This is a genomic window from Acrocarpospora macrocephala (assembly GCF_009687865.1).
GTDB classification, from domain to species: Bacteria; Actinomycetota; Actinomycetes; order Streptosporangiales; family Streptosporangiaceae; genus Acrocarpospora; species Acrocarpospora macrocephala.
On the sequence record NZ_BLAE01000112.1, the window covers coordinates 1 to 24924 of the forward strand.

General features: G+C 68.4%; 23 protein-coding genes and 3 pseudogenes. 10 read left to right on the plus strand and 16 right to left on the minus strand.

Features of this window, described 5'->3' with window-relative positions:
• Window positions 1–206, minus strand: a 206-nt coding sequence (locus Amac_RS57045; RefSeq protein ID WP_170323072.1) for an IS110 family transposase, incomplete at its 3' end; no start/stop codon positions are given.
• A 405-nt stretch (window positions 207–611) separates the two neighbouring features.
• Window positions 612–956 (minus strand): annotated as a pseudogene (gene tnpA, locus Amac_RS58325) (IS200/IS605 family transposase); the annotation flags it as partial.
• Between the two features lie 51 nt (window positions 957–1007).
• Between tnpA and Amac_RS51290 the strand changes: the two are divergent.
• From Amac_RS51290 to Amac_RS51315, 6 genes and pseudogenes are all read left to right on the plus strand, one after another.
• Window positions 1008–2165, plus strand: a complete 1158-nt coding sequence (locus tag Amac_RS51290) for an RNA-guided endonuclease InsQ/TnpB family protein (protein ID WP_155361708.1) — start codon at window positions 1008–1010, stop codon at window positions 2163–2165.
• A gap of 77 nt (window positions 2166–2242) precedes the next feature.
• Window positions 2243–2923: pseudogene (locus tag Amac_RS51295) on the plus strand (SDR family NAD(P)-dependent oxidoreductase); the annotation flags it as partial.
• Complete coding sequence (locus Amac_RS51300; RefSeq protein WP_155361709.1) at window positions 2892–3488, plus strand: ArsR/SmtB family transcription factor; 597 nt, start codon at window positions 2892–2894, stop codon at window positions 3486–3488. The pseudogene Amac_RS51295 and the gene Amac_RS51300, both read left to right, overlap by 32 nt.
• A complete protein-coding gene (locus Amac_RS51305) occupies window positions 3488–4690 on the plus strand; it encodes an MFS transporter (protein ID WP_246269242.1) in 1203 nt (400 codons plus the stop codon). Before Amac_RS51300 ends, Amac_RS51305 begins: the two co-directional genes overlap by 1 nt.
• Window positions 4691–4786: 96 nt before the next feature.
• A complete protein-coding gene (locus Amac_RS51310; protein ID WP_155361711.1) occupies window positions 4787–5197 on the plus strand; it encodes a hypothetical protein in 411 nt (136 codons plus the stop codon).
• A 110-nt stretch (window positions 5198–5307) separates the two neighbouring features.
• Complete coding sequence (locus Amac_RS51315) at window positions 5308–6309, plus strand: LLM class flavin-dependent oxidoreductase (protein WP_246269240.1); 1002 nt, start codon at window positions 5308–5310, stop codon at window positions 6307–6309.
• A 6-nt stretch (window positions 6310–6315) separates the two neighbouring features.
• Here the strand turns inward: Amac_RS51315 and Amac_RS51320 are convergent, their stop codons facing one another.
• The 5 genes from Amac_RS51320 to Amac_RS51340 form a co-directional block, all read right to left on the minus strand.
• Complete coding sequence (locus Amac_RS51320) at window positions 6316–7872, minus strand: gamma-glutamyltransferase family protein (protein WP_155361713.1); 1557 nt, start codon at window positions 7870–7872, stop codon at window positions 6316–6318.
• Between the two features lie 168 nt (window positions 7873–8040).
• Window positions 8041–9696 (minus strand): SUMF1/EgtB/PvdO family nonheme iron enzyme, encoded by a 1656-nt coding sequence (locus tag Amac_RS51325; RefSeq protein ID WP_170323074.1) that lies wholly within the window; start codon window positions 9694–9696, stop codon window positions 8041–8043.
• Between the two features lie 32 nt (window positions 9697–9728).
• The gene (locus tag Amac_RS51330) at window positions 9729–10619 is read right to left on the minus strand and encodes a putative Ig domain-containing protein (protein WP_155361715.1); all 891 of its coding nucleotides are present in this window, start codon (window positions 10617–10619) and stop codon (window positions 9729–9731) included.
• A gap of 4 nt (window positions 10620–10623) precedes the next feature.
• Window positions 10624–11673: a hypothetical protein gene (locus Amac_RS51335; RefSeq protein ID WP_155361716.1), complete on the minus strand. Its 1050-nt coding sequence runs from the start codon at window positions 11671–11673 to the stop codon at window positions 10624–10626.
• Complete coding sequence (locus Amac_RS51340) at window positions 11670–13310, minus strand: AfsR/SARP family transcriptional regulator (protein ID WP_170323075.1); 1641 nt, start codon at window positions 13308–13310, stop codon at window positions 11670–11672. Before Amac_RS51340 ends, Amac_RS51335 begins: the two co-directional genes overlap by 4 nt.
• Window positions 13311–13458: 148 nt before the next feature.
• Between Amac_RS51340 and Amac_RS51345 the strand changes: the two genes are divergently transcribed.
• Window positions 13459–13671 (plus strand): DUF397 domain-containing protein, encoded by a 213-nt coding sequence (locus tag Amac_RS51345; RefSeq protein ID WP_155361718.1) that lies wholly within the window; start codon window positions 13459–13461, stop codon window positions 13669–13671.
• A gap of 79 nt (window positions 13672–13750) precedes the next feature.
• On the opposite strand, the gene Amac_RS51350 is transcribed toward Amac_RS51345, so the two are convergent.
• From Amac_RS51350 to Amac_RS51380, 7 genes are all read right to left on the minus strand, one after another.
• The gene (locus tag Amac_RS51350; RefSeq protein ID WP_246269241.1) at window positions 13751–14626 is read right to left on the minus strand and encodes a helix-turn-helix domain-containing protein; all 876 of its coding nucleotides are present in this window, start codon (window positions 14624–14626) and stop codon (window positions 13751–13753) included.
• Between the two features lie 601 nt (window positions 14627–15227).
• Window positions 15228–16862, minus strand: coding sequence for a cellulose binding domain-containing protein (locus Amac_RS51355; protein WP_155361720.1), 1635 nt, complete (start codon window positions 16860–16862; stop codon window positions 15228–15230).
• A gap of 232 nt (window positions 16863–17094) precedes the next feature.
• The gene (locus Amac_RS51360; RefSeq protein WP_155361721.1) at window positions 17095–18087 is read right to left on the minus strand and encodes an amidohydrolase family protein; all 993 of its coding nucleotides are present in this window, start codon (window positions 18085–18087) and stop codon (window positions 17095–17097) included.
• A complete protein-coding gene (locus Amac_RS51365) occupies window positions 18084–18449 on the minus strand; it encodes a VOC family protein (RefSeq protein WP_155361722.1) in 366 nt (121 codons plus the stop codon). Before Amac_RS51365 ends, Amac_RS51360 begins: the two co-directional genes overlap by 4 nt.
• Window positions 18449–19066 (minus strand): RraA family protein, encoded by a 618-nt coding sequence (locus Amac_RS51370; protein ID WP_155361723.1) that lies wholly within the window; start codon window positions 19064–19066, stop codon window positions 18449–18451. The genes Amac_RS51365 and Amac_RS51370 overlap by 1 nt, the downstream gene beginning before the upstream one ends.
• Window positions 19066–19422, minus strand: coding sequence for a VOC family protein (locus Amac_RS51375; RefSeq protein WP_155361724.1), 357 nt, complete (start codon window positions 19420–19422; stop codon window positions 19066–19068). Before Amac_RS51375 ends, Amac_RS51370 begins: the two co-directional genes overlap by 1 nt.
• Window positions 19423–19440: 18 nt before the next feature.
• A complete protein-coding gene (locus Amac_RS51380; RefSeq protein ID WP_170323076.1) occupies window positions 19441–20439 on the minus strand; it encodes a tripartite tricarboxylate transporter substrate binding protein in 999 nt (332 codons plus the stop codon).
• A 199-nt stretch (window positions 20440–20638) separates the two neighbouring features.
• On the opposite strand from Amac_RS51380, the gene Amac_RS57655 reads away from it, so the two are divergent.
• The 3 genes from Amac_RS57655 to Amac_RS51395 are packed head-to-tail and all read left to right on the plus strand — an operon-like array spanning window position 20639 to window position 23554.
• Window positions 20639–21496: a MurR/RpiR family transcriptional regulator gene (locus tag Amac_RS57655; RefSeq protein WP_155361726.1), complete on the plus strand. Its 858-nt coding sequence runs from the start codon at window positions 20639–20641 to the stop codon at window positions 21494–21496.
• A complete protein-coding gene (locus Amac_RS51390; RefSeq protein WP_155361727.1) occupies window positions 21493–22035 on the plus strand; it encodes a tripartite tricarboxylate transporter TctB family protein in 543 nt (180 codons plus the stop codon). The genes Amac_RS57655 and Amac_RS51390 overlap by 4 nt, the downstream gene beginning before the upstream one ends.
• Window positions 22036–22042: 7 nt before the next feature.
• Entirely contained in the window at window positions 22043–23554 is a 1512-nt protein-coding gene (locus Amac_RS51395) for a tripartite tricarboxylate transporter permease (RefSeq protein WP_218041776.1), read from the plus strand.
• Window positions 23555–23573: 19 nt separating this feature from the next.
• Here Amac_RS51395 and Amac_RS51400 read toward each other — a convergent pair whose 3' ends face one another.
• Both Amac_RS51400 and Amac_RS54305 read right to left on the minus strand, forming a co-directional pair.
• Window positions 23574–24728 carry an alpha/beta hydrolase family protein gene (locus Amac_RS51400; protein WP_155361728.1) on the minus strand — a complete coding sequence of 385 codons (1155 nt, stop codon included), beginning with the start codon at window positions 24726–24728 and terminating at the stop codon, window positions 23574–23576.
• Between the two features lie 12 nt (window positions 24729–24740).
• Window positions 24741–24924, minus strand: a pseudogene (locus Amac_RS54305) (S41 family peptidase); the annotation flags it as partial.

Consider the following 24924-nt stretch of genomic DNA (forward strand, 5'->3'; position numbering starts at 1 on the left):
ATCGCGATCTGCACGTCGGCGGCGTCGGCGAGTTTGGCCAGGCGGCGGATCAGCATCGCGATCCCGTCCGCGGTGTGGGCGATGGTGAACCGGTCGGCGATCGTCCCGGTGGCGTCCATCACGCAGACAGCGTGGACCTCGGCGGCCCAGTCCAGTCCGGCGAAGAACTGCGCGGGGGGCAGCGAAACAGGCAGCGAAACGGGCAAAGCGACTCCAGACGGTGGCAGCGACGACCCGGCGGCGACGGGGCCTGCTCCCGGGTGGTCACTAACCGGCGCTCTACGGCGCATCTCCCTGTTGCCGGTCCCAAGCCCCGCGAGAACCGGGGGCGGCGGTGTCATGGAGGCCCTCAAAGAGCGACCGCACAAGGCCGTCACCCCGGCTCCCGCCGGGTTCCAACAACAAGCACCATACGGGTGCCTGTGAGAAGGATGGTGCCCTAGTGACCTCAAGCCCTCTTCAGCAAGCTTTAGCGAGGAACCCCGGGCATTCACGCCCGGGAGGAATCGCTTCCGAGGTTCGGGTTTGACCTTGGCGGTTAGTCGGGACGTTTCCGACTCTCGATGTATTCCTCGTATTCCTTGACGATCGCCACAGTTGCGCCGGCCACAGGAGGCGGCGAAGGAGGATAGAGACCAGAAGCGCTCGCCCTGCAAGCATGTGCGACGTGGGCCGGGTAACTCCTTGCGCGGGAGCCGGGCCGAGACGCCTTTGAGGCTGTTCACCACTCTCGACAGGGTGACTTTGGATGGGTAATGGGCGAGTAGGCGGACGCGATCGTGTTCGCCGTTGAACTCGACCGGTTCGGCCCCGAAGTCGTCGCACACTCGATCATGATCTGTTACAGCGGTGGAGTGACTCGCGGTGAACCCGCGCCGGTATTTGGGCGTGAAGACCACATGAGCCTGCCAGCGGTGGACGACACGTCTCCCTCGGCGGAGGGGTTGGGGTCCCATCACGGTGACATGGACCAAAAGCTATGGACCAAACGATAGTGTGTTCGATGGATGAAACTGGTGGTGCGGGTGAAGCTTCTGCCGACGCCTGAGCAGGCGGCGGCGCTGGAAGCGACCCTGCGCGTGGCCAATCTGGCCGCGAACCGGGTGTCGGGCATCGCCTTCGAGCACAATCTCCAACGCCACTACGACCTCCGCAAACGTGTCTACGGCCAGGTGAAAGAGGAGTTCGGGCTGGCGGCGCAGGCCGCCCAGCATGTGATCAAGAAGGTCGCCGACGCGTACACGACCTTGCGGGCCAACATCCGCGCCGGGAACCTCGGTGAGGCGGGCTCGAAACGGCGGGTGAAAGCCGAGAGCAAGCCGATCGCTTTCCGTCCGGAGGCGGCGCAGCCGTTCGACGACCGGTGCCTGTCGTGGCGGATCGATGCCCGGACCGTCTCGGTGTGGACCCTGGCGGGGCGGTTGCGCGGGATCGCGTTCACCGGCTCGCCGCACCAGGTGGCGATGCTGGCCAAACACCGCAAGGGCGAAACGGATCTGGTGCGCCAGGACGGCTCCTGGTTCCTGATCGCCACCTGCGAACTGCCCGACCTGCCCATCGCCGACCCGGGCGGCGGCTTCGTCGGTGTCGATGTCGGGATCGTCAACATCGCCACCACCAGCGACGGCACCCGCCACAGCGGTAAAGCGTTGAACGCCCACCGCTACCGGCAGCGGCAGCTGCGCCGCCGGTTGCAGGCCAAAGCCACCAAGAGCGCCAAACGCCTGTTGAAGGCACGGCGGCGCAAGGAGGCGCGGTTCGCCGCCGACACCAACCATGTGATCGCCAAACGCATCGTGACCGAGGCAGAACGCACCGGACGCGGGATCGCCCTGGAGGACCTCCAAGGCATCCGCGAGCGGGTACGGCTTCGCAAGCCCCAGCGGGTCACCCTGCACACCTGGAGCTTCCACCAGTTGGCCACCTTCATCGGCTACAAGGCGGCCCGGGCGGGGGTCGCGCTGGTCTATGTGGATCCGGCCTACACCTCGCAGGAGTGCTCACAGTGTGGGCATGTGGACAAGAGGAACCGGCCGGACCGGGAAACCTTCGCTTGTACGTCGTGCGGCTTCGCTGAGCACGCCGACGTCAACGCGGCCCGTAACATCGCCAGACGCGGTGTGATGGACTGGGCAGTGAGTCACGCTGCCGACGACGCGGCCTGACCCGTACACGCCATGTACGGCGAGGAGCTGCAAGCTCGGCCCTTCAGGACTGAGAAGCTGACAACAAGACCGTCGTAGTCACCGGCGCCTCTTCCGGCACCGGTGCACAAGCCGCGAGGCAGCTCGCCGAACGAGGGGCCCGCGTCGTCGTAGTGGGGCGCAACAGGGCTCGTACCGGCGAGATCGCCGATGCACTCGCGACGACTGGACGTCCCGTCTCCCGCTACGTGGCCGACTTCGCTGACCTTGAGCAGGTTCGCCGGCTCGCCGTCGATCTCGCGGCGGACGTGGAGAAGATCGATGTGCTGCTGAGCAACACCGGGGGCGCCTTCGCGGACACCTCGCCGACCGTGGACGGCAACGAGCTCAACTACCAGGTCAACGCTCTGTCCCCGTTCCTGCTCATCCGGGAGGTCACCGCCACCTTGGCCGGCGGGCGGATTGTTGCCACCAGCTCCTACTCGCATCGAGGAGCGGTCCTGCACCACCAGGACGTGGGCAGCCAGCTCGATCGCGTGACCGAGCTCGGCCCGCACCAGCGCTATGCCCGGGTGAAACTGGTAAGCCTCCTGCTGCACCGCGAACACCAGCGCCGGCATCCCGACGTCGAGATCGTCGATGTCCACCCCGGTCTCGTGGCCAGTGACTTCGGACGCTACCTCGGCCGAACGGGCACGATTCTCAAACGCGTCGTCAAATGCCCGAGATGGCATGTAAATTCGGAACATGTCTTCCGGAACAGATATTCCCAACCGTGACGTGGCGGCGCTGCGAGCGCTCGCGCATCCCACCCGGCTGGCGATCCTGGACCTGCTCCGCACCTGCGACAACCTCACCGCGACCCGGTGCGGCGAACTGCTCGGGCTCAGTGCGAAGACGTGCTCGTACCATCTGCACGTCCTGGCCCGGCATGGCCTCATTGAGGTCGCTTCCGAGGCCGGGGCGAATCAGCGTGAACACCCCTGGCGCCGGGCCTACGACGAGCTGCAGGTGCCCCTGACCGAACCCGGCACTGCCGGGAACCAGCAGTGGCACGACGCCGCCGACGGCCTGTTGGAGGCAGGTCTGCAGCACAACTACGGACTGTTGCTACACGCCATCGGCGAGCGCAGGTCATGGTCGCAGCAGTGGCAGTCGGCGGTGACCGTCCACACCCGCACGGCGGCGATGACGGCGGAGCAGCTCAGAGCATGGGGGCTGGCGGTCGAACGCGTGACCCGAGAACACCTGGACAGTGCCGCCGCCCACCCATCCGCCGAGCAACGGCCCGTCCGTCTGGTGGTCTACGGCCTTCCCCACCCGGCACCACCAACGCAAGCGTGATGACCGGCGAGGACGCCCCGCGCGGGCTACGGCGGTTCCGGGCGGTCTTCGCCGACCGGCGGGTCCGCTGGGCCGCCGCAGGTGCAGTGGTCGGACGGTTAGCGCAGGCGATCATGCCTCTGGCAATGCTGCTGGCCGGTCAGAAGCGACTGCACGATTTCACCGCCGCAGGCGCTGTCGTCGCGACCTACGCCCTGGCCGGCGCTGCGGGCGCGCCCGTCGTGGGACGGCTGGCCGATCGGCGGGGAGCCCGCGCGCTCGTCGCCTTCGCGGCCATCAGCGCGGCCGCGACCGTCGGATTGGCCACCAGCCGCACCGCACCCGGGATGATCGGCTTCGCGGCCGTCGCGGGAGCGAGCACACCACCGCTGGGCGCCGCACTGCGCGCCGTCGTCGTCCGCGTTCTGTCACAGCGGACGCAGACCGCCGCGCTGAGCCTGGACTCGGTAGCCACCGAGGTGCTGTTCATCGTCGGCCCGACGGTGGCCGGCGTCGCTGCCGCGATCGCGGCCCCGAGCGTCGCACTGCTCGGATGCGCTGCGTTGATGCTGCTCGGTGCGGTGGTCTTCCTCCCCTCCGCTGCAGGCGGCTCGCCTCACCCCGCGCAGGCGGGCCGTCGGCGGCTGCCGTCCGTGACCGTCCTGGCCGGCCTGCTGCCGGTGCTCGTCCTCACAGGGACCCTGACCTTCACGATCGGCGTCATCGAGGTCAGTGTGACCGCCCGGGCCGCCGAGTGGCAGAGCATCGAGTCCGCCGGTGCGCTGCTCGGGTTCTGGGCCCTGGGCAGCGTGATCGGCGGGCTGATCTACGGGAGCCGGGACTGGCAGGGCTCGCCCCGCAGGCACGCCCTGCTGCTCCTGCCGACCGTGGGGCTCGGCTTCGCGGCGCTGGTCCTGGCGGGCAACGTGGCGGCGATGTATCCCCTCATGGTGCTCGCCGGCATCGGGGTGGCGCCCGCGCTGACCAACCTGGCCCACCTGGTGGCGACGCAGGCCCCAGAAGGTAGCGACACCGAGGCGTTCGCCTGGCTCGGCGCCTCAACCGCCCTGGGCGGGGCCGCAGGCGTCGCGGTGGCCGGCGTGATAGTCGATCGTTGGTCCGCTGGGACCGGCCTGCTGTCCGCCGCAACGCTGACGCTCGCGGCCACCGTGCTGGTGCCCGTGTTGCGCGGCAAGAGCGCACCCGGCGGGACACCGCGCTGACGACCTGTACGCGGGATCGGTGGGTTTGGTCATGACCTGGTGGACGTTGCGGCGTTCAGGGCGCTGTAGTCGAGGCCGTCCGCGAAGGTTGCGTACGTGCCGCTGGTGAGTAGCTCGGTGGTGGCGCGCGCGGAGGCGGACGGGGCTCCCGGGGTGCTGGAGGTGTCTCCGGGCGGGGAAGGGTTTCTGTTGCTGCGGGCGCATCTGCCGTACTGGGAGGGGCTGATCCATGTGGTCGGGCAGGCCGGGCAGATGCTCGGCATCGACGGCGAGCGGACGGGAGCGTGGAGCGCTCTCGAGGCAGACGTCCAGGCGGTCGTGGGCCGCGGGCGAACTCGCGACCAGGCAGCCGTCCTGATGGAGGCGATCGTGACCGGGCTGGGCACTTTCGTCCCTGGACTCCCGGGTGGCCTCACCCACACCTTCCCCGAGGCGGCCGCGCTCAGCGGGCTCGGGCTGCCGGCGGCCGCCGAGGATGTGATCGAACGGCTCGTCGGCGGGCGGTGAGGCACCTCGTGACCCTGCGATGATGGTCACATGGCTGTGGCGGAGCATGCCGCGGGAGTAGGGAGGGACCTGTGCCGCTGACTTCGCAACCTTTGCGAAAGCTGGGCTTCTTGACCATTGGCTTGTTCGACGAGGCCGATCCTCGCCGGGGTCACGAGTCAACGCTTGAGACCATCGAACTGGGTGAACGGCTGGGGTTCGACAGCGCCTGGGTGCGGCACCGTCATCTGCAGTACGGCATCTCCTCCCCGGTCGCGGTCCTGGCGGCGGCCTCCCAGCGCACCAGCCGTATCGAGCTGGGCACGGCCGTGATCCCCCTGGGATGGGAGAACCCGCTGCGGCTGGCCGAAGACCTGGCGACCCTGGACATCCTCTCCGGAGGCCGCCTCAATCCGGGTGTCAGCGTCGGCCCGCCGATCCACTACGACCAGGTCAAACACGCGCTCTACCCCAGCAGCTCCGACGTGGAGGACTTCAGTTACGAGCGGGTACGGCGCCTGCTGGACTTCGTACGCGGCGAACCGGTCACCGATTTCAGCGGCGTCGAGGGCTTCGAGGTGTTCTCCGACCGGGTCCAGCCTCATTCACCCGGCCTGGGCAGCCGTCTCTGGTACGGCGGCGGCAGCCTGCCTTCGGCCCGGTGGGCGGGGGAGCACGCCATGAATTTCCTCACCAGCAGCGTCGTCAAGGCCGAAGAATCCGAGGACTTCGCCGAGATTCAGCTGTCGCATATCCGCACCTTCCGCGCTCATCACCCGGATGGCGACCGCGCCCGTGTCTCCCAGGGACTCGTCGTCATCCCCACCGACACCGCCTCCCCGGAGCAACGCGCCAAGTACATGGAGTACGCGGAGAAGCGGACGCCGCGTACCGCGTCACCGCAGGGTCCGGCGCGCCTGATGTTCGCGCCCGATCTCGTCGGAACCTCCGACGAGATCGCCGAACGTCTCTACGCCCACGCCGCCTTCGGGGAGATCGACGAGGTCGCGTTCGCCCTGCCGTTCACCTTCGACCACGGCGACTACGTGCAGATCCTCACCGACATCGCCACCAGGCTCGGCCCGGCACTCGGCTGGCGACCCGGCGTCTCCTCCGCTTCTCCCCAGTCGTAAACCGCGTCACCTCTCCGTCGCGATGCGACCGAGGGCGGCGCCGATGCGGGCGCGCGGGTCCGCGGCCCCGGCGAGCATTCCGGAGGGGAGCACGTCGATGAGGTGCGCGTGCCCGAAGTTGTCGCCGTACGGCTCGTCGCGGACCACGTGGCCGCGCTCGGCCAGGCCGGGGGCCCAGGCGGCGCCGTCCTCGACCTCGACGACGACCTCGCCGCCGCGCCAGGTGTCGAAACCGGTGCTGCGGTCGACGCCGAGCGCCCAGCGCGGCGCGTCGATCACCTCGCCGGGGGTCTGGCCGTGGGCCAGCAGGCGGGTGACGAGCTGGAGCAGGATCTGCGGTTGCGCGTCGCCGCCCATCGTTCCGATCACCGTGCGCAGCGAGCCGTCCGGGCGGGTGATCAGGGCGGGTGACAGGGTGTGCGGGGGGCGGCGGCCGGGGCCGTACTCGGCGGGGTGGCCGGGCGTGAGGGAGAAGCCGATGCCGCGGTTGTGTAAGTTGATCCCCGTGTCCGGCTCGAACAGCAGGCTGCCGAATCCGGCGGCGTTCGACTGGATCAGCGACACGCCCATGCCGTCGCCGTCCACCACGCACAGGTAGGTGGTGTCGCCCCGGGCGGTCGCGCCGCCCAGTCCTGCCGTACGGCGGTCGGGGTCGACCAGCGCGCGGCGTTCGGCGGCCGAGCCGAGCGGGGCGAGCCCGCCCTCGTGCAGCACCTCGAGCCGGTCGTGTCCGGCGGCGCGGGCGGCCTCGACGAGCAGGTGCGCCCAGCGCGGGTCGGCCGGATCGCCGGGCAGTTCGAACCCTTCCAGCACGCCGAGCGCGAGCAGCAGCAGGTAGCCCTGCGAATTGGGCGGGATCGTCCATACGCCGTGCCCGAACGCGGTGACGTGCAGCGGGGTCACCCAGTCGGCGTTGAGCCTGGCCAGGTCGGCCTCGGTGTACTCGCCGGCGCCGAGGGCGAGCAGCCCGCGGCCGAACTCGCCCTGGTAGAAGCCCGCGCGTCCGCTCGTCGCGATCGCGTCCAGCGCCCGCGCCACGCCTGGCCGCCGTACGGGGTCGCCGACCGCCTGGACCTCGGCGAAGTCACCGGCTCCCGGGAGCGACCCGATGAACGGCGCCCCGGGCACGAGCAGCGGCGACGCAGGGAAGCCGTCGGCAGCCAGTCGTATCGCGGGCGCCAGCACCACGTCGAGCGGGAGTCGCCCGAAGCGCTCGTGCAGCGTCAGCCAGCCGTCCACGCAGCCGGGCACGGGCACCGACCGGATGTCGTACAGGTGGGGCATCCGGTCGTGGCCCTCTGTGTGCAGCCGCCGCGGGTCCGCGCCGCTGCCGGCGCGCCCGGAGGCGTTCAGCGCGCTCACCCCCGTGCCGTCGTGCACCAGGGCGAACAGATCTCCGCCAAGACCGCACATGTGCGGTGCCGTCACCGCCAGCACCGCGTTGGCCGCCACGGCCGCGTCGGCGGCACTGCCCCCTCGGTCAAGCGTGGTGATCCCCGCGGACGAGGCGAGATGGTCAACCGTGCAAACCATGCCGTTGGCGGCATATCGGGTGTTAGTCATATCAGGACAGTAGGCTTTCCCGATCGCCATGAGAAACAGGCCGTCGTCAGACCGTCCACGCATAGCTGGTGCGGAACCGGCTCCCATTTTCCTGACGCGATCGACCGGTAGCACGCGTCGATCACGCGGTTGACGACCCAGCCGTCGTGGCAGGTCTCCGGTGGCGCTTCACCCCGACCGACCTTCCCTATTGACCTCGACTTCCCTTTCCTCGTAGCAGATGTCGGCAGCACACCGGAACCCCACCGACTCACTCTTGAAGTCGATCTCCGCTGCTCTCTGTGCTGACACGGCGCCGAAGGCGGCGACCGGGTCACTCCAGCCGCCACCACAAACGGCTCGTGCCTCGGCGTCTCGGCCTTTGGCGTGAGTTTCCCGGCTGTGGGAGACCCATTCGCTGACATTGCCGGCCATGTCGGCCACGCCGAAAAGCGACCGACCGTCGGACTCGCCCGCAATGAAGGCGGTGACCGGACTGGTGGTTCGGAAGTCCGCGGACGGGTACCGAATGTGGTTGCACAGGTTGTCCCGCCAGACGTCCCCCCACGGATAGGTTCGGTTGTCCTTGTCGCCCCGTGCGGCTTTTTCCCACTCCAGCGGGCGCGGCAGTCGCTTGCCCGCCCACAACGCGTAGCACAGTGCGTCCCGCCAAGTGACATGCACGACCGGGTGATTGGGCCGGGTGGCGCAGTCTGCGAGCAGGCCCTGCGGAGCCGGGTAGTTGGTGGCTTCGACGAACTCCGCGTAAGCCAGGTTCGTCACGGGTGTTACGTCAATGTCGAATCCGGGGACGAACACGTTTCGTGGCGGGTCGTCGGGCGGGGCCAGCACTTTGAGATTCTGCCCGCCGGAGTCGATGCCGGCGGCCATCAGGGCCTGGCGGGCCTGGTTCTCGGTCAGCCCGTGGACGAAGATACCCGGCGGCACTCGCACCATGCCCTCGCGCGGCGGGGTGGCGTAACGCTCGTACATCTGGCTTTCGCACACCGGGCATGCAGCCCTCGCCTCCCCGGCCACGAATCCGCATGACCTGCAGAAGGCGTGCTCGACCTCGCGGGCGAGCACGTCGGCGTGTAGGTCCGTGGCGCTGAGCATCGCCTTCACGTCATGAGCTGTCGGGCGCCCGGCCGGCGAGGGAGCGAGCATTTGACACACCAGGTCGAGGACGTGCGCCTGAGCGGTGGGCTGTGCGGCGGCGAGGTCGCCGCGGAGCTGCGCCAGGTCACGCGGATACCGCCCGGTCAGGCACTCGTGGAGGATGACGCCCAGCGCGTAGACGTCGTCTTTGGGGTCGTCCAGTAGCGGATCGGCGCGGCGCTGCGGCGACCAGTAGTCCACGACCCCGGCGGTCAAGTCGGTCGCGTGCTGGGCCCTGACGAGCCCCCAGTCGATGAGCTGTATCTCATTGCCCGTGGTGAGCAGGATGTTGTTCGGCTTGAGGTCGCGATGGCGGACGTCGCGTTCGTGGGCGTACGCGATCGCCGAGGCCATCTGGGCGCCCATCCTGACGGTCTGGCTCAGCGACTGCTGGCCTTGCCTGATCAACTCACTCAGCGATGGTCCGTCGACATAGGACAAGTAGAGCACTGGTCCGAGGTCGTCGAGCCTACGCATTGCGTGATGCGCGCGAGCGATGTGCGCCTTCGGCGGGGCGCCGCCGAGCCGGTGAACCCATACCTGGCATTCCTGGAAGAACGCCTCGAGCACCCCCTCACCAACCTTGGCAAGCACCTCGTCCTTGATGCGCTTGACGACCTTCCTGCCTCCGAAGCCGTCGTCGCACACGCCGACCTCGGCGAATCCACCGCGGCGTACCTCCTTCACGGTCTCTCCAGTAGGAAGCTCCATGCCTGGCATCAGGCCCATTCTCCACCCCTCTTACTTGATCTATTGCGAAGCCATCCGCGCACGCCGCTGTGCCCGTAAGTCGGCGGAGCGCCGAGGAGCAAGGTCAACACGGTGCTGGCGAAGAGCACGTAGCCGATCCAGGTGATGATCGTCTTGAGCCAGCCGAGAATCCGCCAGAACAGCGGTTCTGGCGCTTCCTGCACCACGAGCCGGACTTGCTGGCGAGCGGTGGCGCCGCTGGAATCGGACATGATCACGGTGAAGGTGCTGGTGCCGGCGTCCGGCCGGCCGGCGAGCGTGCCGTCTGGTGCGAGCTGGAGCCCGCCAGGGAGCGCGACGCCACTCCACCGGTACGGCGGGGTTCCGGAGTCGGCGGCGAACGTGTACTTGTACGACTGGCCGGCCACCGCACCGTCGAGCAGCGTCACCGCACCGATGATCCGAGGCGGGATCGGCCCGATGGTTCCGGCAGCGGGCGGCCGGACAATCATGCCCAGCTCCCGCGCCTCGGAGACCCGACTGGAGCCGTCACGCACGACCACGCTCACGCTGCCCGTCTGCTTTCGGACCGGTGTCCCTTTGATGACCCCGTCCGCGCTGAGCCGCAGGCCAGCAGGCAACTTGCCGCCAACCGCCCGCCAGGTGTACTCGCCGTCGCCGCCCTCGACCGCGAGCGTGAGCTCGTACGGACGTCCGGCGATGGCATCGGGCACCGAGCGCGTCGTGACCCGGGGCACGACGTCTGGCTGTCCGCTGCCGCTGATGGCGCTGATGACGCTGAGCACGATTGCCACGACCATCAGCGTGGCGATGATGGTGAGCAGCATGTCGACGAACCGAAGCTCGACGGGGTGCTCGACGGCACGCGCTCGTCGCCGGACGAATACCGGTGTCGTCATCGCGTCAGCTCCGAGACGCGTACGAGCCGAGGCGGGTGATCACGAGCTCTTGGGAGAGCTCGGCATGGATCTGGTCGAGGCGCTGAACGACCGACTGCAGCAGCGGCGCGAGCTGCTGGAGGTGGGAGAGCTGGCCCAGGTCGAGCGCGGCCACCTGGCCGGCCGACTCCATCATGGTCGACCTGGTCCTGCTGAGCTCACTGACCAGTATGTCGATCTGGCCGTTGAGGGTCGCGGGGATGACCGGCGACACCCGGTCGAGTATCTCCAGCGTGGCCTCTTCGACGTCGAGCAGGATCCGTTGATCCCGGGAATCGGTCCAGGTCAGCAGCAGGTGGCAGAGGACGCCGGCGCCCAACGCGAACAGCGTCACCCCGAACGCGTCGGCGAGCGGCGGGATGACCTCGGAGACCAGAGTGTTGCGCAGGTTGGCATAGCCCGTGGTCGCGCCGACACTGTTACCGAGGCCTCCCACGGCACGCGACATCTCAGCCGCGGTGCCCAAGAATCCCAGCGCCGGTAACGCCCAGACCAGCGCACGCGCGGGAAGGTAGAACACCTCGCCGAGGGCGTGATCAAGCTCGGAACGGGAGGATAGGGCAGTTCTGGCACCGTCCTGTCCGGACTTACCGCTGCCCTCGAGCGTCCCGACCCGTCGCGCTACGAGGGAGTCCTGGCGTGCTGCGGCGGATAGCGCGCGCAGCAGGTGCTTGCTCAGCGCATCTGCCGATGAAGCGGGTGGTACCGAAGTGAGGGCAACTCGGACCCTGGCCACCGCAGTCCGCTCCTTCCTCCCGGTTGCCAGGCGGCCCACGGCGAACAGCACTATCCAGAGCGAGATCGCTACGACCAGGACCGCGATGACGCTGACCGCCCCGCCACGCTCGAGGAGCAGGCCGATGACCGGCAGCCAGTCGAGGAGCCCGAGCGGCGCGGTGAGCGCGGTGAGCATGACGGCGAAGATTCCCGCCACCAGGAACGAACGAGGCGTGCGCCGGGTAGGAGCGGACGGGGTGGCCCGTGCTGGTGCTGGGTCGTACGGCGTGCTAATCACTGATCTCCTTGGTATGTGACGGTCTCGTGCGGGTCCCGGAATTCGAGCTCCCAGCCACGAGGCTGACCTTCTGTGGACCCGCCGACCTCGATGAGGACCACGTCGCCGTTCCTGAGCCTGGCGCGATCCTCGACGCGTTCGGTGTGGGTCGTGCCGCGATAGCGGATCGACGGTTTGTTCTTGCCGATCGGCACGAGCCACCATTCGCCGTCCCCGTACTCCAGCCAGGCGTGGCGCCGACTGACGAAGCTGGACTCACCAGAAGCCAGTTCGATGTCGGGTGCTGGCTCGTCGGGGACCGTCCGGCCAAGGCTCACCTGAGCCTGCGGAGTTCGGCCGTCGCGCAACGAATACACCGACACGTGGCCGTCAGGATCGGTGAGTCGCAGGTGCTCTCGTTCGGGTGGGACGGGTGGTGCCGGGACCGGTCGGGTGAGCCGTACCGTCACGGCGTTCGCCGCGTGCCGGCAGTCCCGCCACAGCTCCGGGCGGACGGTGACCACCAGGTATGATCCGTTGTCGGCCAGCCGAGCAGCGTGAGTCAGCAGGTCCTCGGCGAAGGCCGCGTCAGGGCGGTCGGTCGCCGTGTCGTTCAGAGTCAGCAGATACCCGCAGGCGTCGCGTGGCGTCGGCAGTAGCGCGACACTTGGTCGAGTCCAGCGTTTGGTCACGTCAAACACATCCCGCCCGAACCGGTCCCCGAGCAGGCGGAGGGCGGTGGTCCGAGCTGCCACGGAATCGCCGACCAGGACCACCAGGTGCCGGGTGGTCAGTGCTTGCTCGGCCTCGTTCGGCGGATCGGGCGATTTGCGGGCATCGTCCAATTCCGCTTCCGGCACACCCAGCACCGATTCGGACTTATCTGGCTTGGGCGGACGAGCGCATCCCGTCAGCCACTCGTCGCCGAACTGCTGGAGTCGCTCGTCGTTGCGGAGGATGCGTCCGTGGAGCTCTGCCAGACGCTGTGGTACATCGAGGCCCATCGCCTTGAGCCGAAGGCGGTGCTCATCGTAGACCCGCAACGCCTCGGCCTGCCTGCCCGCGCGATGAAGGGCCAACATGCGGAGCCCGGCAACGGTGTCGTCTGGTCGTTCCGCGAACAGTCTCGCCAAGTCGGCGATTCGTTCCTGATGGTGGCCCAGCCGGAGCTCCACCTGTACGAAGGCGAGCTCGGCCGCGTAACGTTCCTCGTTCAGCGCGTGCCGGTAACTGTCGACCTGCCGACCGCTCAAACCTGCGAGCGGCTCACCGTCCGACAGCTCCAATGCCTCGCTGAGCAGAGCCGCGGCACGCTGGTCGTCCGCGTGGCGGGCCTCCGCCACCAACGCGCGGAACCGGTGGACATCGACCGCGTTGGCGGGCACGTCGAGCTGGCACAGCCTGTCCCTGTTGACAAGCGCCTCGCCGAGGCCGATCCCGTCCAGCCGCCTGCGTAGTTTGCTCATGAACTTGTCGAGGTCGCCGAAGGCGCTGTCCGGAGCCTCGTCCCAGATCCAGTCGAGCAGCTTCTGCCGTTCGATTCGCCGGCCTTTGGACAACAAGGCGACCAGCAGGCGCCGTTCTCGTTCGCTGCCCAGATCTATGCGCTTGTCGCCGACCTGGGCCTCGACCGCACCGAAAAGTCGAAACCTCACCATTCGCCGTGTTCCTTCCGCTGGTATGCCGGTTGGCAGCGCCTCACCCATTTGGCCGCCCAGCCGTTCGCCCAGCCGTTCGCCCAGGTGAGGAAGGCACTGTGGCTGGTGCAGGGCGACAAGGGGTCGCCCGCAGAGAACGGGAGAATTCATGGACAGATACGCAAGCTGGGTGCGGATCGACGGGGAGTCTTTCCGGAGGAGCTCTTTCAGCGAGGGCGGCGGCGACTGCGTCGAGGCCGCCAAGGTCGAGGGGATCGCGGTGCGTGACTCCAAGGCCCCCGACGGTCCGACGCTGTGGTTCACCGTGCAGGAGTGGGCAGCGTTCCTGCTCGGGGTCGTGGCCGGCGAGTTCGACTTCTAACGCCCCTGCCAGCGGCGGCGGGGTGCCACGTTCTGAGGTTCGTGGCACCCCCTTCCGCCCGTGCGTACGGTGCGGCTGGTCAACCATCGGCCATGGCGCGAACGTCGGACGCGACACGTGCGAGAAATCGGTTGGCCTCATCGTCGAACACGGCCATCCGCCGGAGCAGGGACCAGCGCTCTAGGTATAGATCGACGTCTTCGGGAGCCCTGACGGCGAGGTTCGCATGAATGGTGTCAACCGACACGATGGCGCCGTCGTCATCGTCATAGATGACAAACCCGTGCGAGGTGCAGGTGAGCGCCTCGACGTCCTGCGGAATCAACCCAATGGAGACGTTCTCCAAGGTGCCGATGGACGCGATCTGGTTCAGCTGTGCAAGAAGCAGCCTTGGCTGGCCGGGACGCCACCGCAGCGCCGCCTCGGTGATGAGGAAATCGAACTGACGGTCGCTCTCATACAGAGCCAACTGGCGCCGGAGTCGTCCGGCCACGGCGGCCGCGAGGTCGGCGTCGGCGTACGGCACCTGAAACAGGGAGAATACGCGGCGAGCGTACTCAGCGGTCTGCAACAGTCCGGGCACGACGGACGGTTGGAAGACACGCACGGTGCGCGCGAGCGTCTCCTGTTCCTGGACGTCGTCCTGCAGGTGCCCACGCTCTCGCAGCGCCACGCGCCACGGGTTGGCTTCGGTGTGAGCCGCCTCAGTGAGCGACGCGAGTCGGTCCTGCGTCTCGGCGGATGCCCCGACCTTCTTTCTCCACGCCGTCACCAGCGGAAGCGAAGGGAGCACGCGACCCGACTCGATCCGCGACACCGTGGACTGGCTGACCCCGATCCGCTGCGCCAGATCACGTCCCGACACTCCCGCCAATTCGCGCAACTGTCGCAGCTCCGCTGCGAGCTGCAGCCCTATCGGGATCGCCCCGGTTCTCTCCACCTCTGCGCGCTTCAAACGCCTACGTCCCCCATCCAAAGCGAGATCTGACGGCATGAACCAAAATGATTCAGGCGAATGCCAAGAGATTCTCTGGCCTTCTTTCTTCACATGTCAAGCCAGTGGACGAGCATCCCGGGTTTCTCGCCTACGACCTGTAGGGTTACCTGTTCGCCCGCAGCACCGGACACATCGGCTCACTCATGACGATCATCGACGGCATCATCGGCTGCATCTCTCGCTCCCTGCGATTCGCCGCCGACCAGGGCGGCGGCCAGTGCACGGCGGCATCCTTGGCGCCCAGGCGAGACGAGCAAGGGTGAGCGACTATCGGCCACCAAGAAACCTCTTCCTGATCCTGGCCGAAGACATGATCAGGAAGAGGTGTCACGCGAACAGCGGCAACTAATCCAGCGTCAGGCCTCGTCAGTGCACGTAGGCTTGCGAAGGAATGTGGTCGTGGTGGTGCCGGAGGTGTTGCCGGGGCTGTCCAGGGCGATATTTCGCCATGCTCAAGCGTGCAACGTTGGCGCCAACACCGCCGAAGCCCACATCACCGCGAGACGCTTGGCCTAGCCCCGCCGACCAGCACAAACAGGTCCACTGACCTCGTCGGCGTCTAGCTTGTCGGGGTTCGGGTGCAGGTGGTCGTGGGTGGGTTGTTGGTGCCGCTCCAGTTCGCCAGGAAGCCGAACGTGGTGGACGCGTTCGGGGCCAGCGTTCCGTTGTAGCTCTCGTTCGTGATCGTGTACGGGCTGGCGGTGCCGCCGGTCCGGGCACCCCAGATCTGCGTGATCTGCTGGCCGTTGGGGAAGGTGAGGGTCACCGTCCACCCGGTGGTCGCGGTGGTGCCGGTGTTGGTCACGGTCACCTGACCCTGGAATGCGCCGGACCAGCTGCTGACCTGGCTGTACACCGCCGTACACGCGCCAGTGCCCGGACTGGGCGACGGGCAGGCCGGGGTGATGACAGTGATGGGAGGCGTGAACGCGGAGGTGTTGCCAGCCGCGTCGCGCGCTCGGATCTGGTAGCGGAAGGTCCCCACGCCGGACTGGGTGAACGACGTGGTCGTCGAGGTGCCGACGGAGACGAACGTGCCACCGGTGGCGCCGGGTGCGCGCCAGATCTCGTACCCGGTGACGCCCACGTTGTCCGTCGACGCGGTCCAGTTCAGCGTCGCCGAGCCGCAGGTGATGGTCGCGGTCGGCGTGCCCGGGGTGGTGGGCGGCTGCGTGTCCGGCGGTGGGCTGGTCGGGCACGGCGGCGGTACGGCGGTGACCGGCGCGGTGAAGGCGGAGGTGTTGCCTGCGGCGTCGCGTGCTCGGACCTGGTACTGGGCAAGCCCGCTGAGAGATTGGGTGAACGAGGTGGTCATTGTAGTGCCGACAGAGGTGAACGTGCCACCGTTGGACGAGCGGTAGACGTCGTAGCCGGTGACGCCGACATTGTCGGTGGAGGCGGTCCAGTTCAGCGTCACCGTCAAGGTGCAGCTGACCGAGACCGTCAGCCCGGTCGGGACCGTCGGCGGGGTGGTGTCGGTGGGTGGCGTGGTGCCGCCGAGGAGGGGAGTCAGCGCCGGGTACCAGCGGTCGGACATCTTCTGGAAGCCCGAGTCGTCCGGGTGTACCCCGTCCCCGTTCGTGTCGGCCACCGGGTCGAAGCCGGTGAACTGGTCGACTACCGTGATCGGCGACTGGGCGGTGGACTTACCGGCGGCCCAGCCGGGGATGGCGTCGTTGAGCGCGGCCACGCCCGGAGGGCACCAGGTGCACCCGCTCGGCGCCATCGGAATGATCTTGGCGACGACTATCTTCATGCTCGGATTGCTGGCACGCATCTGGTCGACCAGTTTGCTGTACGCGGAGAGGATGGTCGTGGCCGGGATGTTGCCCCAGATGTCGTTGGTGCCCAGATGCATGAGGACGATATCCGGCCGGGTGGAGGCGAGCCATGGCGGCAATTGGTTCTGGTTGGCGATGCCGGTGGCCTGGAACCCTCCGTGCCCCTCGTTGTCACCGTCGTGCGCCACGGAGCAGCCACCACCTGGCAGGGTTCCGACGAAATCGATGTTCGTGAAGCCCGTACGCTGCAAGCGATCCCAGAGCAGGGCCCGCCAGCACCCGGGTCCACCGGTGATGGAGTCACCGAGCGGCATGATCCTTACAGGGGCCGCCGCGGAGACCGCGGGCGTGGTCACCACGAGTCCGACCGACACAGCGAGCGCCACCAGGACGGCGTAGACAAGTCGTTTCATGGTGGCTCCCTGAGCGACGGAGGGATGCGGGCGGCCGGCCCAAACCGATCAATGCAGCGTGCGGACGGTAGACACGTACGTCGCCGCACGTCAACACGGCGACCAGGCGAAGCCGCGAAGTACCAGGTCGCCCATGGAAGTTCCATCGGCTGCCACAGCAAGGCCGCGACCGTGTCGCCCTCGTAAGGCGGCCGAGGAGATCGATCGGAGGCATGTTCGCTCGCCGATCGTTCTACAGCTTGGCGCGGCTGTAGAGGCGGCGGGCGTTTCCGACGAAGATCTTCTCTTTGTCGTCGGCGGTGAGCCAGTCGATGTCGTCGACGAAGCTGATCGTGTCGTCGAAGGTTCTGCCGGTCTGCGGGTCGATGTTCTTGGCGGTGCCGAACGGTTCGGTGGCGAACAGGATGTTGTCGACTCCGATCTTGCGGATGAGCATCTCCATCGAGTCGCGGTCGTAGACGGCGGTGTCGAAGTAGATGCGCTTGACCGCTTCCTCGAAGGGCTTGCGCTTGCCGCCGAGGTTGAGTGAACGCAGCCGGTTGAACTGGAACGGGATCGATCCGCCGCCGTGCGGAACGATCAGTTTCAGTTCGGGGATGTTGTCCAGCAGGTCGGACCAGCACAGTTCGAAGACGGCCGCGGCGTCCACGTTGGTGTAGTGGGAGCCGTTCAGGTGCAGGGCCGGGTTCACGGTGGACGAGGCATGGATGAGGCCCGGGACGTCCAGCTCCACCATTCGTTCGAACAGGGGATACCACGAACGGTCGCTCATCGGCGGGGTGAACGGCTGGCCGCCGCCCGCGACGTCAGGGTTGATGTTGCACCCCACGAAACCCAGCTCCTCGACGCAGCGGGTGAGCTCGTCGACGCAGTTGACCGGGCTGATGCCGGGGGATTGCGGCAGCTGGCAGGCGGGGATGAACCGGTCCGGAAACAGGTCGCAGACGCGGGCGATGAGGTCGTTGTTGACCTGGGTCCAGTACAGGCTGGTCAGTTCGTTCCCGACCTCGTGCCCCATCCCGGAAGCCCGCGGCGAAAAGATCATCTTGGCGACGCCGAGCCGGTCCATCCGCTCGATGTGCCCGCGCAGAGAGTCCCGGATCTCGTCGTCGCTGATCTTCAGCCCGCCCCGGGACTGCATGTTCAGCCGGCCGACCTGCCGCCCGCGGTAAGCGTCGAGCTGCGGCGGGGCGGTCGTGTAGTGAGCGTGCGAGTCGATGATCAACGGTATTCCTCGGTCAGTTGCCATTTCCCGCCGTGCGGGTCGGTGAAGTTGGAGACCCGCCGTCCGGTGACGGCGACCGGATGCGCCTCGCGGGAGAACACCAGTCCGGCCGCCTTGAGGGCGTCGAGCGCGGCGCGGTCGTCATCGGCTGCGAAGGCGATGTGGTCCACGGTCGTGCCGGTGACCGTGGGATCCTCGCGGATCTCCAGGAGCACCTGGTCCGGTCCGGGCAGGGCCATCTCCACCGACTGACGTGGGGGCCCGAACGCGCGTACCTGCCTCAGTCCGAGGGTGGCGAAGAAGGCGACGGCGTCCGCGAGCACGGGGACGCGCAGGTCGATGTGGTCGATCCGGGTCAGCATCAGGCGCTCCCGCTCTTGGCCAGTGACTGGGCGATGGCGGCTCGTTTGACGTCCTCGTGGTCGCGGACCGCTTCGGCGGCGGTCGCGACGTGTTCGGCGTCGGCCAGGGGGACGACCACGACGCCGTCGGCGTCGCCCACGACGATGTCGCCGGGCGCCACGGCCACGCCGCCGACCGCGACGACCGTGGCCAGCCGGGCCGGCCCGTTCTTGTACGGCCCGGCCGGGCTGACTCCTCGGGCGAAGACCGGCATCTGGAACGCGGCGAGCCCCTCGGCGTCGCGGACCACGCCGTCGATGACGAACCCGGCGATCCCGGCGGCTTTGGCCCGCCCCCCGATCAGCTCGCCGATCAGGGCGCGGGACAGGTCGCCGCCGCCGTTGACCACCAGCACGTCGCCGGGGCGGGCCTCGCCCAGCGCCTGGTGGATGGCCAGGTTGTCGCCGGCGCGGGTCCAGATGGTGTACGCGCTGCCGATCAGTCTCGCGCCGGGCCACACCGCCTGGATGCCGCCGTCCAGCACGCCGAGCCGGTCCACGGCGTCGCCGATGTTGGCGGTGGGGATGGTGCGGAACCGGTCCAGCAGCGCCTGCGGCGCGCGGGGGAAGTCGGCCATCACTCGGCCAACTGCCAGCGCTGGTACATCGGGTCCCGGAAGCTGGCCACCAGGCGGCCGCTATTGGCCGCGACCTTGGCGTCCTTGGGAATGGAGACCCCGGCCCCGCGCAACTCCTCCACCGTGGCCGCGCAGTCGTCGACGCGGAAGGCGATGTGGTTGAGGCCGGGGGGCTCGGTGGCGTGCCCCGTGTGGAACTCGATGATCGTGCCCTCCGTGCCTGGTACGAGCATCTCGACCGCCTGACCGTGATGGTCGGTGCGGCGGACCTCGGTGAAGCCGAGCTTCTGGAAGAACGTCGACATGGCGTCGATGTCCGCGACGACTATCTCGATGTGATCGATACCGGTGATCATCTTGCTCCCTTCAGGGTGTCACTGGCCGGCGGCGATGATCTTCTCGGCGTCGGCCTCCTGCTGGGACCAGAAGGTCGCCAGGGAGGCACGGTCGCGGAACAAGATCTCGTACCCGGCGGCGTTGGCCTTGCTCACCAGGTCGGGCGAGGACACGGCCGACTTGATGGCCGATTCGAGCGCGCCGGTGACGGGGTCCGGCGTACCGGCGGGCGCCGCGATGGTGATCGCGCCCGAGGTGGTGATGTCGTACCCGGCGGAGGCGAGGGTGGGCACGTCGGGCAGGAGCGTGCTCGGTTCGGCGCTGGCGACCGCCAGGATGCGTACGTCCCCGCTCTTGTAGGCGCTCTGCACGGCGCCGAGGCTGCCCACGGTGACCTGGATCTGGCCGCCCAGCAGCTGGGTGGTCTTGTCCGCCCCGCCGGTGTCCACCGTGACGACGTTGAACCTGACATCCGCGGCCTGTTGCAGCCCGGCCACGGTCAGAGTGTCATCGCTGGTGAGATTGCTCCCGCCGGCCAGGCTGATGGTGTCGGGCTGCTCCCGCGCGGCGGCGATCAGATCCTGGAGCGTGTTGAACGGGCTGTCCTTACGAACGGCGATCACGGTCGGGCTGGTCGCCAGGCCGGCGACCGGCACGAACGAGTTCAGCCGGTACGAGACGTCCCGCTTGGTGTCCAGGTACGCCAAGCCGGACGGCATGTTCAGCGTGCCGATGGTGTACCCGTCGGGCTTCTTCGTCGACAACTCGGTCAGCCCGATCGTGCCACCCGCACCCGGTCGGTTGATGACCTGCACCTGCGAACCCAGCTTCTCGCTCATCCCGGTGGCGACCAGGCGGGTCAGCACATCGGTGAAGCCGCCGGCGTCGAACGGGACGATGACCTCCACCGTCTTGCCAGCCGGGAAACCGGCGTTCCCGTCGCCGGAACCGGCGGACGTGTTCGCGCAACCGGACGCCAGTACGGCCGTGGCCACTGCGCCGGCGACTGCGACGATGCGACCTGTTCGTCCACGCATCGGATCTCCTTGAACTCGTGGCTGACTCGGAAACTGCCTTCCAGTCCTGCAGCCGTGCACAGAGTTGCAAGAGAACCTGCACTCAGTCAACCCCCTTTTAACAGGGGGTTCTCCTTCTGGAATCAGATCCGTGCTATTGACAGCTCGAGCGCGATCCTGCAATCTCTCGCAGGTATGCAGGATCTCAAAGGGGGAGACGATGAGCTTCCGCTCATTACTGTTGAGCAACCCACGGACGTTGACCCCGTCGGAGCAACGAGTGGTCGACGTGCTCATGCGCGACCTGCGTGAGTCGGTCTTCATGCCCGCGGCGCAGATCGCCACGGCCGCAGGCGTGCACGAGTCCACGGTGATCCGCCTGGCCCGCAAGCTCGGCTACGCCGGTTTCGCGGAACTGCGCGAGGCCATGCGGGAGGATGTCAAGGCCCTGGAGGGCGGCACCGCGCGGCTGGTGAAGCTGAACGAGTCGCGCGGCTACGACCTCAACGCCCTGGTTCAGGCCGAGGCGACCGCGCTGCTAAAGCTACCGGACCATATCCCCCAGAAGGACCTGGACGACGCGGCCCGGCAGCTGCTGGACGCCAGACGGATCTACATCTACGGCAACCACTACGCCGCGCCGCTGGTCACCTTCCTCGACCGGCGGCTGCGCATGCTCGGCCTGCTCGCGCACCCGATCCCGGCCACGGCCGAACGGGACCTGGGCGAGCATCTGATCTCCGTGGGCGACGGCGACGTGCTCTTCGCCTTCGCGCTGCGGCGGGTGCCGCCCAGCCTGAACCGGATGCTCGCCCACGTCGGCAACGTTGGCGCGGGCAGCATCGTGCTCACCGACGTGCACGGCCTCCCGCTCGCGTCGGCGCCGGACCGCCTGCTGGTCGCCCCGCGCGGCGTAGACGACGACTTCCGGACCCAGGTGGTCCCGCACCTGGTCTGCTACGCCCTCCAACTCGCTCTCTACCACCTGGCACCTGAGCGGTGCGAGGTCGCCCTGGAGAACCTGGAGAACCTGCACCGGTCCATCGCCGCCCCGTCGGTCTCGCGGGAGCGGCGGTGAACGTCGAGACCCGGCGCGAGCCGGACCTCCGCCCGGAATCCGCCGAGCCGCCAGGCGACGCGGGCCGGGCCGGGAACCTCGTCGGCGCCCTGGTCGCCTTCGTCATGGGCGCCTATGTCGCGATCACCAGCATCGGGTACGGTTTCGGCAGCGCGGCCCGGCCCGGCGCGGGCGTGTTCCCCTTCGCCATCGGTTCGCTGATGGCGGGGCTCGCCCTGGCGTGGACAGTCATGACCGTCATGGGTCGGACACCGTCAAGTGAGGCGCCGTCGCGGCCGGAGCGCCAGGGAGTGTTCCGGATCGTCATGACGATGGTGGCCGCCGCCGGTTTCGTCACCCTTGTCGACGTGCTCGGCTACCAGCTGACCATGTCGGCCGTCATCGCCCTGCTGCTGGCGACCGTCGCCCGGGTCCGCTGGTGGCTGGTCGTGACCATCACCCTGGTCATGGGCATCGGCAGTTACGCCCTGTTCGTCAACGGGCTTGGCGTCTCACTGCCCGCGGCCGGCATCCCGGCGCTGCGATACCTCGGACTGTGAGGCACCCTTGTTCGATCAACTACTCCAGGGCTTCGGCACCGTCCTCACCCCGCAGAACCTGGCGTTCGCCCTGCTCGGTTGCGTCCTGGGCATGCTCGTCGGCGTGCTGCCCGGCTTCGGGCCCGCCGCGGCCACCGCCCTGCTGCTGCCGGTGACCCTCACCCTGCCCGCGGTCACCGCGATCATCATGCTGGCGGCCATCCTCTACGGAGCCGCGTACGGCGGGACCATCACCGCCGTACTGATCAATGTGCCGGGCGAGACCTCGTCGGTGGCCACCACCCTCGACGGCTACCAGATGGCCAAACAGGGGCGTGCCGGTCCCGCCCTGGCCATCGCCGCGATCGGCTCCTTCGTCGGTGGGCTCGTGGGCGTCGTGGGCTTCGTCGTGGCCGCCCCGCTCAGCCGGTTCGCGCTGGCCTTCGGCCCCGCCGAGTTCTTCGCCCTCACCCTGCTCGGCCTGACCCTGGTCATCGGGCTGGCCGGCGGGTCGACGCTGAAGGCGCTCATCGCCGCCGCCCTCGGCCTGATGCTCGGCGTCGTCGGCCTGGACCCGCTCAACGGCGTCGCCAGGTTCACCTTCGGCAGTCAGCAGGTTCTCGACGGCCTCAACCTCGTCCCCGTCATCATGGGCCTGTTCGGCCTGTCCGAACTGTTGCTGAGCATCAAGGGCTCGATCGCCTCGGCCGCGGCCATCAAGGTCGGCAAAGTGCTGCCCACCCGGGACGACCTGCGCCGATCGGCCCTGCCCATCGCCCGGGGCTCGGTCGTGGGCTTCGCGACCGGCCTGCTGCCGGGCTCACCCGGGGCGGTCGCCTCGTTCGGCTCGTACGTGCTGGAGAAGCGGCTCTCCCGGACCCCGGAACGCTTCGGCCACGGCGCCGTCGAAGGCGTCGCCGCGCCCGAGTCAGCCAACAACGCCAACGCGGTGTCCGGCATGATTCCGCTGTTCACGCTCGGCATCCCGACCTCCGCCACCATGGCGATCATGATGGGCGCGTTCACCATCAACGGCCTGGTGCCCGGCCCGCTGCTCTTCCGCGACCACCCGGACGTGGCCTGGGGCATCATCGCCAGCATGGTGGTCGGCAACGTGATCCTGCTGGCCCTCAACCTGCCGCTGGTTCGCGTCTGGATCACCTGTCTGCGCATTCCCTACCCCACCCTGTACGTCCTCGTCATCGGGTTCATGCTGGTCGGCGCGTACACGCTGGACGGGTCGGTGTTCAACGTCGTGGTGATGGTGGCGGCCGGCGTCCTCGGATACGTGCTGCGCACGATCGACGTGCCGCTGGCCCCGGTGGCGCTGACGCTCGTCCTGGGGCCCCTCATGGAACGCTCCCTGTCCAACGCCCTGCAGATCTCGCGTGGCAGCCCGTCCATCTTCTTCGACAGTTCGATCGCCATGACCCTGCTCGTGGCGACCGTGGTGGTGCTCACCCTGGCCACGATGAAGGCGCCACTACGCACGCTGGCTCGAGCGGTCGCCACCCGGACCCGCCAGGGGTCCGTCCACTGACCGGCGAGGCCGCCGGGCCTCAGGATTGAGCGCAGGTCGCGGGGCAGAACTTGGCCTCGGGGTAGCGGGATGACGGCTGGTTGAGGAGGGGTTGCGGCAGTGACTTCAGGTGTTGGTCGAGGAAGGCCGCCACGTAGGTGCGGGTGAGTTCGGCTGCGCGGGGCGCGGGCAGGGTGCCGGGCAGGGGCTTGATGGCGAGGGCGTCCGCCAGCAGGGGGCTGTCGGTGAAGGACGTGTGTTCGGTGCCCGTCAGGACGAGCCAGCGCTTCCATCCGGTCAGCAGCTTCCAGTCGCGGTCCCAGGAGTTGTCGGGTCCGCCGGTGATGTGTTGCTTCGTCCCTATGAACAGGAACGGCTTGGAGAGCCCGGTCTTGGGGATGCGGGCGTAGGTGGTGCCGTCCATGTCGATTCCGGCGCGTATCCGGGGGTCCTTGACCATGGCCGCCAGGGCGGCGGCCCCGCCGATCGACTGGCCCGCCATCGCGATTCTGGAGCGGTCGATCAGGGCGGAGCCGTCCCATTTCGATGGCAGTTGGTCGAGCACGAAGGAGACGTCGGCCACCCGGCTCTGGACCACGCCCGTGCCGAAGCCCGGGTCGGTGTCGCTGTCGCAGGCGAGGCATTCCGCGATCCGCCCGTCGGGGAATGTGGTGGCGTAGCTCTCGTAGGTGTGGTCGATCCCGGCCACGACGTATCCCCGGCTGGCCAGGTCCTCGGCCAGGGAGGTGAGGGTGCTCACCGGCTTGGTGAAGCCGGGGGAGAGCACCACCAGCGGAAGCCTCCGCCCCGCGGGTTCGGCGTCTTGCAGGGCGTTCGTCCGTGTCTTGCTCAGCGTGTCGTACGGCACGCCCGCGATCCCGGAGCCTTTCAGCAGGAGCTCCGATTCCTTGGCTGTCAGGTACGGCGCGCGCCGCCCTTCGCGCTGCTTGGTCGGGTACCACAGGGTGACTTTGAGCTCCCTGGTGTCGGCGTCGAGGTTCCAGGGATCGGGGCGGGAGGTGTCCTTCAGGTACAGGGCGGTGGTGCCGACCGGATGGGCGCCGGTGGGGGCGGGCAGGATGGCGGGTCCGGCCGGCGTGGCCGGTGGGGCGTCGGACCGGGGTGGTGCGGGGGCGGAGCAGGCGGACGCGGCCAGGACGGCCAGTCCCGCGGCGAGGGCCAGGAGCTGTCTCATGGAGAGGTCCGTTCACTTGTGCAGCAAGGTCAGGGCCTTGGCCAGCGCGGGGTCGCGTCCGGTGGCCGCGTCTTGCGGGGTCAGGGGCACGTAGTGGTCGGGCGGCACGCCGACCTGGTCGATCACCTCACGGTTGGGCCCCAGGTGGTGCCTGGCGGGGAAGCCCAGGAGGGTGTTGTTGCCGAGCAGGTACGAC